The 6,783-nt window shown below is 29.0% G+C and carries 7 protein-coding genes; 2 read left to right on the top strand and 5 right to left on the bottom strand.

The genetic code is table 11. From position 1 onward, the window contains the following. Positions 1-125: 125 nt before the first annotated feature. Positions 126-1,010: a ComEC/Rec2 family competence protein gene (locus B3J31_RS03630; protein WP_346873601.1), complete on the bottom strand. Its 885-nt coding sequence runs from the start codon at positions 1,008-1,010 to the stop codon at positions 126-128. A 121-nt stretch (positions 1,011-1,131) separates the two neighbouring features. Between B3J31_RS03630 and B3J31_RS03625 the strand changes: the two genes are divergently transcribed. Then, complete coding sequence (locus tag B3J31_RS03625; protein WP_150845680.1) at positions 1,132-1,842, top strand: 1-acylglycerol-3-phosphate O-acyltransferase; 711 nt, start codon at positions 1,132-1,134, stop codon at positions 1,840-1,842. Between the two features lie 59 nt (positions 1,843-1,901). Here B3J31_RS03625 and B3J31_RS03620 read toward each other — a convergent pair whose 3' ends face one another. The 3 genes from B3J31_RS03620 to B3J31_RS03610 all read right to left on the bottom strand — a co-directional run bounded on the left by B3J31_RS03620 (position 1,902) and on the right by B3J31_RS03610 (position 4,480). Beyond that, positions 1,902-3,347 (bottom strand): aldehyde dehydrogenase family protein, encoded by a 1,446-nt coding sequence (locus tag B3J31_RS03620; protein WP_167403120.1) that lies wholly within the window; start codon positions 3,345-3,347, stop codon positions 1,902-1,904. 88 nt (positions 3,348-3,435) lie between these two features. Beyond that, entirely contained in the window at positions 3,436-4,074 is a 639-nt protein-coding gene (locus B3J31_RS03615; RefSeq protein WP_346866594.1) for a DUF2284 domain-containing protein, read from the bottom strand. 181 nt (positions 4,075-4,255) lie between these two features. Further along, complete coding sequence (locus B3J31_RS03610; protein WP_035134290.1) at positions 4,256-4,480, bottom strand: DUF378 domain-containing protein; 225 nt, start codon at positions 4,478-4,480, stop codon at positions 4,256-4,258. Positions 4,481-4,671: 191 nt separating this feature from the next. Here B3J31_RS03610 and B3J31_RS03605 point away from each other — a divergent pair, with 191 nt between their 5' ends. Then, entirely contained in the window at positions 4,672-5,049 is a 378-nt protein-coding gene (locus B3J31_RS03605) for a hypothetical protein (protein ID WP_150845678.1), read from the top strand. A gap of 82 nt (positions 5,050-5,131) precedes the next feature. On the opposite strand, the gene B3J31_RS03600 is transcribed toward B3J31_RS03605, so the two are convergent. Then, on the bottom strand, positions 5,132-6,736 hold the full coding sequence (locus tag B3J31_RS03600; RefSeq protein WP_346866595.1) for an amidohydrolase: 1,605 nt from the start codon (positions 6,734-6,736) through the stop codon (positions 5,132-5,134). Between the last annotated feature and the right edge of the window lie 47 nt (positions 6,737-6,783).

Genomic DNA, 6,783 nt, shown 5'->3' with positions numbered 1-6,783 from the left:
AATCCTCTTCGCGGAGCCATTTTTAGTCTTACAAAGTAAGGCTTTTTTTATTTTTTGACAATATATTTTAAAAGTATGCAACATAGCTATTAATTAAATATTAGCTATGTTGCATACTTTTAATATTAGTTACCTTCAAATTCAGTATATATCATTAATTTATCACTATTTGTTTTTATTATAATATTGCCATTTATATCAGTCCTAAGTATTTTAGAATTTAGATTTTCCAGTGCTTTTAAAGTGTTTTTATTAGGATGACCAAAATCATTTCCCATGCCACAACTTATTACAGCTATTCTAGGGTTTATTTTAGATAAAAATCCTTTGGAAGATGAGGTCTTACTTCCATGGTGTGCTACTTTTAATACAGTAGATTCTAAAGACTTTTTACTAGATAATAAAATATTTTCAACTTCTTCTTCCATATCTCCAGTAAACAAAAATGAGGTATTTTTATTTATATATTTTATTACTATAGAGTGATTGTTTAAATTATCATCGGATATATTACCAGTCCATAGAAAATCTATATAATTATCCTCTGAAAGTTGAATTTTAATGTTGTCATTAATAGTTTTAATTGTAAGGTCTTTACTTTTCAGTGCGTTTACTAAGTTAGAAAAATTCTTATCTGTGGTTAAAACTTTAGGCATAATAAACTCTTCTATATAAAATTTATTAACTATATCATCCATAGAACCAATATGATCTTCGTGAGGATGAGATGCAATAAGGTAATCTAATTTCTTAATTTTATATTTTTTAAGATAAGAAATTGAAGTGTCTTTAGCGCTATTTGGTCCACTATCTATTAAAATATTAAAATTATTATTCTCAATAAGAATAGAATCTCCTTGGCCAACATTTATAAAATGTATCCTAGTTTCTGAATCTTTCAACTTAGTATTAATACTATTTTTGCTAGTATAACCTAGTAAGAAAAAGAAGACAAAAAATATTATAGATAATATAAATAGAGTTCTATTGCTTTTAAAAAAATTTTTCATGAGCCCTCCTTAAGTAGTACATGTAATATATAAAGTATTGACAAAATTTCAATATATACTTCACCAGAATACATATTATTGATATAATTAAATGTAAACATTAAAAAAGGACGTGAATTAGTTGAGAAAATTAAGATTTGGAATAAAATTTTCTTTTAAAATGCTTGAAATTGCCATTAAAAGAATTACATATTCAATATGTAAAAATAAATTAACAGAAGAAAAAAGGGAAGAATACTTATATAATTTAGAGAAGGACTGGGCTGCTGCTACAATTAAATATTCTGAATTAAAAGTTCATGTTGTAGGTAGTGAAAACTTATTAAATCAAACATGTGTTTATGTTTCAAATCACCAAAGTATGCTAGATATACCTGTAATAATGATGAATATAAAAGATACTGCAGGAGCTGTGGCCAAAATTGAAATGAAAAAAGTACCGGTTATATCCTATTGGATGAAGGAATTAGGATGTGTATTTTTAGATAGAGAAAATGGACGGGAAGGTTTAAAGGCAATCCTTCAAGCTATAGAAATTATAAAAGGTGGAAGATCTATGCTTATATTTCCAGAAGGTACAAGGAATAGAGACAAGGGTCTAGGTGATTTTAAAAAGGGAAGCCTAAAACTTGCAGTTAAGGCTAATGTACCAGTGATACCAATTACGGTAAATGGAACCTATAAGGGGTTAGAGGGAGAGCCAGAAGATTTAAGAGCTCAAATTATTTTCCATAAACCAATTTATATGGAGGAATTGAGTAAAGAGGAAAAAGCTAATTTATCTGAGATATGTAGAGAGATAATAGCAAGACCACAAGATGAAAATGTATAAAATATATAAATAAAAAGCTTCAAAGAAAATTTCTTTGGAGCTTTTCTATTAAGCTAAATTTAGTCTATGGTTAATACTATGGATTTAAGTCTAGTCATAGCTTCAATACTATATTTTATACCTTGAGTACCCATACCTGAAGCTTTAACACCGGAGAATGGGAAGTGATCTGGTCCTCTTTCAGATTTATTATTTATTTGAACGGCCCCCACCTCTAATTTGTTAGCTACATAGAAGGCATCATTAATATTTCTTGTAAATACACTAGATTGAAGTCCATATTGAGACTTATTAGCAATTTCAATTGCTTCATCTTTATCCTTTACTCTAATTATAGGTAATACAGGACCAAAAGGTTCTTCCCATGCAATACGCATATCACTAGTTACCATATCAAAAAGAGTTGGGTGTAGTAAGTTACCCTCTCGCTTATTACCATATAGCAATTTTGCACCTTTACCTAAGGCATCTTGAATAAGCTCTTCAACAAAATCAGCAGATTTTTTATCAATTAAAGGAGTGATTTTAGCTCCAGATTCAGGAGTACCGATGGTAAGTTTTTTTACTTGTTCCAAGATTTTAGAGGATAATTCATCGGCAACATCTTCTGTAACTAATACACGTTTAATAGCTGTACATCTTTGGCCAGAATAACTATATGCACCTGAAACAATTTCTCTAGCTGTATCATCTAAATCAGCATCTTTTAGTACAATGGCTGCATCCTTTCCACCTAGTTCCATAATCATAGGTACCATACCAGCAATTTTAGCTATATGTTTACCTACTTCTGTAGAACCTGTAAAGTTGATAAAGTTTATATTGTCATTAGTAACCAAATAGTCACCTATTTCAGAAGATTTACCAGTAACAGAATTTATTACTCCATCAGGAACACCTGCTTCTTGAAATATCCTAATAAGGTGAAGAGCACTTACAGCACCCTGTGTTGGAGGTTTAAGAATAACACTGTTACCACCAACTAAGGCAGGAGCAATCTTGGAAGCTGATAGGTTAATTGGATAGTTAAAAGGTGATATAGCAAGGACTAAGCCTATAGGTACTCTTTGAACTAGACTCATCTTATTTTTTTTAAATCCTGGAAAAGTATCAGCAGCTATTGTTTCTCCTTCTAGATTTTTACCAGCATCTGCAGTAAATCTTATAAAATCTGCAGTACGCTTTACTTCAGAAATAGAGGAATTAATATCTTTGCCTATTTCCATCATAAGAACCTTAGATAATTCATCACAATTTTCTTCAAGCAAAGTTGCTGCTTTATGTAAGATTTCAGAACGTTTACTTACAGGCACATCACTCCAGGAATTTTGACTTTCTTTAGCAAACCTTATTATTTTATCCACATCGTCTTGACTCATTTGAGGTATAGTACCTATTAATGAATTATCGCTAGGTGAAAAAATATCTATAGTATTTTCAGTTGTCATCCATTGACCATTTACTAAATTACAGTAATGATTTTCTTTCTTTACACATTTGAACAAAGAAAAAACACCTCTTTCATACTTTTATTTATTAATGTTATTATTATCAAAGAGGTAAGTTTAAATACTAGAAATAGAATATTAAGTTTTAATTACTATGTAATATTTGCAAAATTTTTTCTTCAGAAATATCTAAATTTGAAAGCAATCCAGAAACGCAGGTTACATATTTTGGTGTTGAGTTACTACTCCATTGAATTTTATCATTAATAATATTTTCCACTATTCTACATACATCAAAACCAAGGCCTTCTAATGAATATCTTAATTTCCTTGGGAATATACAAGGCATGTTATTACTACGAGAGCAGTTGTTGCAAATTAAGCATCTTCCAGAAAAAAGTGCAATACTGTCATTATAATAAGATTCTAAGGAGAGTATTTTATTATCATTAAATTCCCTAAAACTATAATAAGGACCATTAAAAGTATTAGTAAATTCATCAGTGCTATTACTTATATCACTATATTTACTTAGAGAGTAGGTAACAATATTATCTAGCTCTTCCTTTGGAATTTGGTCTATATAGGTTTTACCACTAATTACATAACAATATTTGTACTTAGAAACATATTCTAAATCATTGAAGGAGAGTGGAGGACAAGACCATACTTTATTAAATTTATTACAGCTTTCGCAGTATTTATTTACTATCTCAGGAGTATAATACTTTAATAATTCATCTATACTACATTTTTTAACATTATAAGAAATATATTTTATCATTTTATAACACCTCAGCTAAATTTTTCATAGGATATTTAAGCATAGAGCATTTTTATATAAGTTAAAAATTTATTTAAATTATATTATGCTATTACGAACCTATCTAAACTATTATAAATTAAAAACAAAATAAATCCTATAAAATTATAAAATAAAAAAGCCGCTATTGCGGCTTTAGAAATTATTCCACATCAGTATATTTACTCTTAGCAAAGAATGATATAGCATAAAGACCTGCTAACCCTACTATGGCATAAACAATTCTACTAAATGTGCTTATAGCACCGAAGGCACTAGAACCTGCAAATAAAATTGCAACTAAGTCAAATTGGAATAATCCTATTAGGCCCCAGTTTACCGCACCAACAATAACTAAAATTAGTGCAATTGAGTCTAATACTTTCATAAAAACATCTCCTTTTAAATAGATTACAGTTGATAGTATTACCATTAGTTTTAATTTTAAACAAAAGTCATAAAAAATCCTATTATTAATATTTTGTGAACATATGAAAAATCTGTTATAGTAAGTACATTTTTATAGATATATATTATATAATACTATTTAGTTACAATATATTTGAAAGAAGGAATTTTATGAAAAATGTATTAATATTTTTAGGAAGTATTTTATTATTTTCAATTATAGTATTAGGTATATATGCTTTACTAAAGAAATTTGTATTTGACAAAATAAAAATAAACAAATGGTTAGTACTTATAATGGCTTTTATTGTGTTTGTAGTACCACCACTAGTATTTACAACATTACCAGTGTTAGTAACAAATTATGTAATACCAGGTATATTCGTTATATTATTTCTATGGTTTTGGGATTTGTGTGGCTTCATGTCTAAGACTCAAAATAAAATTGCCAAGGCTGCTTACAATAAACCTAAGAGTAAGAAAAATGATATAGTAATAAAGCCAAAGGCAAAACCTAATAGAGTTAAAAATAATCCTAATAATAAATAAAAATATAATTGAATTAGATAAAGAAAAGGATGCATGTATAATTGAATACTTACATCCTTTTCTTTATTTTTTTATAAATATGCTATAAAACCTTTATTCCATTAACATAGGTTTCTAAAATTTTCGTTTCTTTAATTTTATTTTTAGGTACAGCAGTTATATTTTGAGATAAAACTACAAAATCAGCTAGATAATTTATTTTAATTTTGCCTTTTATATCTTCATCAAAGGACATGTAACTAGGTCCTGTAGTATAAGCTTTTAAAGCATCTAAAGGGGTAACACCTTCATCAATATTAAAGCCACCTACAGGTTTATTATTTAAATCTGTTCTATTTACAGCTCCATGGATTCCTTGGATTATATTAAAACTTTCAATAGGAGCATCAGAGCTAAAGGCTACAGGAATGCCTTTCTGTATCATAGAATTAAAGGCATAACTACTTTTAGTTCTAGCTTTGCCTACTGCTTTTTCAACTATAGGATAATCGCTCATAATAAAAGCTGGTTGTACATTAGCTATTACATTGAGCTCCTTGAATCTATTTAATAAATCCTCATTAGTAAATTGACAGTGAACTATAACAGGTCTAAGATTATCCTCAGTATCTTTAGAAATTTTTTCATAGGAGTTTAATATCATTTCACAAGCTCTATCTCCAATACCATGGATAATAATTTGAAAGCCTTGTTTAAAACCCTTAGTAACAAAACTATCTAAATCCTCTTGAGAATAAATACTAATACCATTATCAGGAGTATCCTCATAGTTGTCTATCATAGCTGCAGTACGAGCACCTAAAGAGCCATCTTGAAAAAGCTTAAGACCTCCAACCTTAAGAAAATCACTACCTACCTTCGACTTCAAACCAAAACTATTAGCTTCATCTAATAATTCATCAGTGTTAAGGCATAGCTGAAGAGTTATTCTTACAGGGAGGTTGCCTTCTTCTTCTAACTCTCTATAACTTTGAATTAAATTAGGTAAACTTCTACAGTGAGTTAAGTCTTCAGTTTGAACAGAGGTTATGCCACATTTAATTAAGTCATCAAAGGTGCTACGGAGAGAAGATTTTATCTCTTCTACAGAAGTGGGAGGAACCTTACTAAGTGCAATATTTAAAGCATTTTCACGAAGAATTCCTGTAGGAACTCCATTTTCTCTGTCTATAGCGCCACCAGTAGGATTTTCTTTCATTTTATCTATACCTAAGAGTTCAATAGCTTTTGAGTTAATTACCCCTATGTGACCACATATTCTAGAAAATATAATTGGATGATCACAGGAGATTTTATCCAAATCATATCTATTAGGAAGTCGTTGTTCTTTAAAGTAGTTATCATTCCAACCTCTAGAAATTATGTATGCATCCTTTGGAATACTATTTTTATTAATATAAGACTTCACAACACTAATCATTTCATCTATGGAGGATAAGTTATTTAGCCTTACTGCAGTCTTTTGAAACCCATAATTAAGTAGATGCATATGAGCATCATTAAAACCTGGAACTACAGTATTGCCTTTTAAATCTGTAACTTTGTAATCTTCTTTAGAAAATAATGACAGTAAATCTTTATTACATCCTACTGCTAGAAACTTTCCATCTCTCACAGCAAAGGCTTCATAAACCTTATTGTTATCCAAGGATATAACCTTTCCATTAACGTATATATCTATAGACATATAATCACCACCTATTATAATATAGTTACATAATATATAGTTATTCT

The organism is Clostridium sp. UBA5988 (assembly GCF_002435615.1).
Taxonomy (GTDB): Bacteria; Bacillota; Clostridia; order Clostridiales; family Clostridiaceae; genus Clostridium_J; species Clostridium_J sulfidigenes.
The sequence above is the reverse complement of the archived record's forward strand: the minus strand, read 5'-3'. Positions and strand labels throughout refer to the sequence as shown.